Consider the following 4,427-nt stretch of genomic DNA (forward strand, 5'->3'; position numbering starts at 1 on the left):
CCGTTACCATGCGCGAAATGCTGGAAGCCGGTTGCCACTTCGGCCACCAAACCCGCTTCTGGAACCCCAAGATGGCTCCGTACATCTTCGGCCATCGCAACAAGATCCATATTATCAACCTCGAAAAGACGTTGCCGATGTTCCAGGACGCGCTGAAGTACGTGCGTCAACTGGCAGCAAACCGCGGCACCGTGCTGTTCGTGGGCACCAAGCGTCAATCGCGCGAAATCCTGGCTGAAGAAGCAGGCCGCGCAGGCATGCCTTACGTCGACGCCCGCTGGCTCGGCGGCATGATGACCAACTTCAAGACCGTCAAGATCTCGATCAAGCGCCTGAAGGACATGGAAGCCGCCAAGGAAGCCGGCGCGCTGGAAACCATGAGCAAGAAGGAAGCGCTGATGTTCGAGCGCGAAATGGACAAGCTGCAAAAGTCCATCGGCGGCATCAAGGACATGAACGGCGTGCCTGACGCTATCTTCGTGGTCGACGTCGGCTACCACAAGATTGCCGTGACCGAAGCCAAGAAGCTGGGCGTGCCCGTGATCGGCGTGGTCGATACCAACCACTCGCCGGAAGGCATCGACTATGTGATCCCCGGTAACGACGACTCGAGCAAGGCAGTTGCCCTGTACGTGCGCGGCGTGGCCGACGCGATCCTGGAAGGCCGTGCAAACGCCGTGCAGGACGTGGTTGAAGCCGCTCGCGGCGGCGACGATTTCGTCGAAGTCGAAGAAGCCTAAGCGCTTGCTGCCGAAAGGACCCCGTACCGCGCGCACAGCAAGCTGACCATCACCGCTAGCCGACCGGCCCCTGGGCCGGTGCGCTGCGCGCAGCCGGGGCTTTCCGGCAATCAAGGGGGCGAATCTTACGCCCCCTTTTTTCGAATTGTTGTCATCCGCCGCAGGCATCATCTGGCGCGGGTGAAGTTGAACATACCCCCGGTCCCGGGCCCGCCAGATCGATTGCGGGCAGGCCGGGGCGAACCATTCAAGGAGTGACAAATGGCGGCAATTACCGCAAGCATGGTGGCAGAACTGCGCGCAAAGACCGACGCGCCGATGATGGAATGCAAGAAGGCCCTGACCGAGGCCGACGGCAACCTGGAAAAAGCTGAAGAGCTGCTGCGCGTCAAGCTGGGCAACAAGGCCAGCAAGGCCGCTTCGCGCGTCACCGCCGAAGGCGTGGTCGTGTCGTACATCGACGGCAACACCGGTGCGCTGGTGGAACTGAACTGCGAAACCGACTTCGTGTCGAAGAACGACGACTTCCTGGCGTTCTCGGCCAAGGTCGCCGAACTGGTCGCCAAGCAGAACCCGGCCGACGTGGCCGCGCTGTCGGCGCTGGAAATCGACGGTGTTTCCGTTGAAGCCACCCGTACCGCCCTGATCGGCAAGATCGGCGAAAACCTGGCGATCCGCCGCTTCGTGCGCTACGCAAACGGCGGCAAGCTGGCCGCCTACCTGCACGGCACCCGCATCGGCGTGATGGTCGAGTTCGAAGGCGACGAAACCGCTGCCAAGGACGTGGCCATGCACGTTGCCGCGATGAAGCCGGTGTCTCTGTCGTCCGCCGACGTGCCCGCCGAGCTGATCGCCAAGGAGCGCAGCATCGCCGAGCAGAAGGCCGCCGAATCGGGCAAGCCGGCTGAAATCGTCGCCAAGATGGTCGACGGTTCGGTGCAGAAGTACCTGAAGGAAGTGTCGCTGTTCAACCAGGCCTTCGTGAAGAACGACAAGCAGACCGTCGAGCAGATGCTCAAGTCCGTCAACACCACGGTCAAGGGCTTCACCCTGTACGTGGTCGGCGAAGGCATCGAGAAGAAGCAGGACGACTTCGCCGCCGAAGTGGCCGCCCAGGTGGCAGCCGCCCAGAAGGCCTGAAGTCCTGGCGGCCAGGCGGGTACCCGGCAGGGTGCCCCGGCGGCCGCCGTATAATGCCGAGGGGCACCGCGAGGTGCCCCTCGGCACAAATGACCGCGCCACGCTTACCCGTGCGGCGCGGGCGCCGTAGCCCGTTTCCGCGGTCGTCTGACTTGCCGTGCGTTTGCCGTGCAGGAGCAGGCCACCCCGAAAACCGGCTTTTACAGCGGCGGCACGCCGATCCGTGCCGCACGCATTCAAATTTCCGGCTCGCTCGTGCGAGCCGAACCAGCTCCGGGGATCAATATGCCAGCCTATAAGCGCGTCCTACTGAAATTGTCCGGCGAGGCCCTGATGGGCGATGATGCCTTCGGCATCAACCGCGCCACTATCGAGGCCATGGTCAATGATATTGCCGAGATCGTCAGGCTCGGCGTCCAGGTCGCGGTGGTGATTGGCGGCGGCAATATCTTCCGCGGCGTGGCCGGCGGGGCGGCGGGCATGGACCGCGCCACGGCCGACTACATGGGCATGCTGGCCACCATGATGAATGCGCTGGCGCTGCAGGACGCGATGCGCCACGCCGACATCGTGGGCCGCGTGCAATCGGCCCTGCGCATGGACCAGGTGGTCGAGCCTTACATCCGCCCGCGCGCCATCCGCCAGCTGGAAGAGGGCAAGGTGGTGATCTTCGCCGCCGGCACCGGCAATCCCTTTTTCACGACCGACACCGCGGCAGCCCTGCGCGGCGCGGAAATCGGCGCGGAGATCGTGCTCAAGGCAACCAAGGTGGACGGCGTTTATACGGCCGACCCCAAGAAAGACCCCAGCGCCACGCGCTACACGACCATTTCCTTCGACGAGGCCATCTCGCGCAACCTGCAGGTGATGGATGCCACGGCATTTGCCCTTTGCCGCGACCAGAAGCTGCCGATCAAGGTGTTCTCGATTGTGAAGCCGGGTGCGCTCAAGCGCGTGATTCTTGGCGAGGATGAGGGTACGCTGGTGCACGTCTGATCGCTGGCCAGCCGCCGGTGCGTGGCCGCCAGGAGTGGCATGCGGTCCGGCAAAGAGTAGAATGATTCATTTTCGATCCCGGTATCCGGGGTCATGATTACCCGTTTTGGAGGTAAAGATGAGCGTCGCCGACATCAAGAAGAGCGCCGAGCAGAAGATGGTGAAGACCATTGAAGCGTTCAAGGCCGACCTGGCCAAGATTCGCACTGGTCGTGCCCATACGGGTCTGCTTGACCATGTCCAGGTGGATTATTACGGTTCGCCGGTGCCGATCAGCCAGGTGGCCAACGTCGGCCTGGCCGATTCCCGCACCATCAGCGTGCAGCCGTGGGAAAAGAAGATGGTCGGCGCCATCGAGAAGGCTATCCGCGATGCCGATCTCGGCCTGAACCCGGCCACCATGGGCGAAACCATTCGCGTGCCGATGCCCATGCTGACCGAAGAGCGCCGCAAGGAACTCGCCAAGGTCGTCAAGGGCGAGGCCGAGGGTGCCAAGGTCGCCGTGCGCAACCTGCGCCGCGATGCCAACGAGCAGTTCAAGAAGCTGGTCAAGGACAAGTCGATTTCCGAGGATGACGAGCGCCGCGGCCAGGACGACGTCCAGAAGCTGACCGACAAGTTCGTTGCCGAAATCGACAGGATGGTTGCCGAGAAGGACAAGGAGATCATGACGGTGTGACGCAAAGTGCGGCGGCTTGCAAGCCGCCGCTGTGTCCGCTACCGTTTCCAATCATGCATCACATCAGTTCCACGCTTAGCGTCCCCGAATCCACCTATGTGCCCCGTCACGTTGCCATCATCATGGATGGCAACGGCCGTTGGGCGACCCAGCGGCATCTGCCGCGCGTTGCCGGCCACAGCCGTGGCCTGGATGCAGTCCGGGCGGTGGTGGAGGCTTGCGCGGCGCGTGGCGTGCAGTACCTGACCCTGTTCGCGTTCAGTTCCGAGAACTGGCGCCGCCCGGCCGACGAAGTCTCGTTCCTGATGCGGCTGTTCATGACCGCGCTGCGCCGCGAGGTGGTCAAGATGCACGCCAACAACATCCGGGTGAGGGTGGTTGGCGACCTGAGCCGCTTCAGCCCGCGCATCCAGCAGCTGATCGCCGATGCCGAGGCCCGCACGGCCGGCAACACCGGGCTGACAGTGACCATCGCCGCCAATTATGGCGGCCGCTGGGACTTGCTGCAGGCGATGCGCAAGATGCTGGCGCGCTCGCCCATGCTCGAGCCGGAGGCAGTCGATGAAGCCGTACTCGCCCCGCACTTGGCCATGGCCTATGCGCCCGAGCCGGACTTGTTCATCCGTACCGGCGGCGAACAGCGCATCAGCAATTTCCTACTGTGGCAACTGGCATACTCCGAACTTTATTTCACCGATGTGTTCTGGCCGGATTTCGGTGCGGCCGAGCTCGACAAGGCGTTTGCCTCGTACCGGCAGCGCGAGCGCCGTTTCGGCCGTACCAGCGCGCAAGTGGTGGCGCCCTCCGGCCTTTCCGGCACCGCCTGATCGTTTTCTTTTTTCACCGGAACTCCGCAGCGCATGCTCCTTACC

At 63.3% G+C, this 4,427-nt stretch carries 5 protein-coding genes; all 5 read left to right on the top strand.

What is annotated here, in order from left to right; translation table 11 throughout:
• Positions 1–740, top strand: a 740-nt coding sequence (gene rpsB / locus AC1DKD_RS39560) for a 30S ribosomal protein S2 (RefSeq protein WP_477144591.1), incomplete at its 5' end; no start/stop codon positions are given.
• A gap of 261 nt (positions 741–1,001) precedes the next feature.
• Positions 1,002–1,880 carry a translation elongation factor Ts gene (gene tsf / locus AC1DKD_RS39565; protein ID WP_441631996.1) on the top strand — a complete coding sequence of 293 codons (879 nt, stop codon included), beginning with the start codon at positions 1,002–1,004 and terminating at the stop codon, positions 1,878–1,880.
• Positions 1,881–2,165: 285 nt separating this feature from the next.
• A complete protein-coding gene (gene pyrH / locus AC1DKD_RS39570; protein WP_441631994.1) occupies positions 2,166–2,876 on the top strand; it encodes a UMP kinase in 711 nt (236 codons plus the stop codon).
• Between the two features lie 118 nt (positions 2,877–2,994).
• Positions 2,995–3,555: a ribosome recycling factor gene (gene frr / locus AC1DKD_RS39575; RefSeq protein ID WP_441631992.1), complete on the top strand. Its 561-nt coding sequence runs from the start codon at positions 2,995–2,997 to the stop codon at positions 3,553–3,555.
• 53 nt (positions 3,556–3,608) lie between these two features.
• Positions 3,609–4,382 (top strand): isoprenyl transferase, encoded by a 774-nt coding sequence (locus AC1DKD_RS39580; protein WP_441631990.1) that lies wholly within the window; start codon positions 3,609–3,611, stop codon positions 4,380–4,382.
• Positions 4,383–4,427 lie beyond the last annotated feature (45 nt).

The organism is Cupriavidus sp. 05T313, from assembly GCF_056396665.1.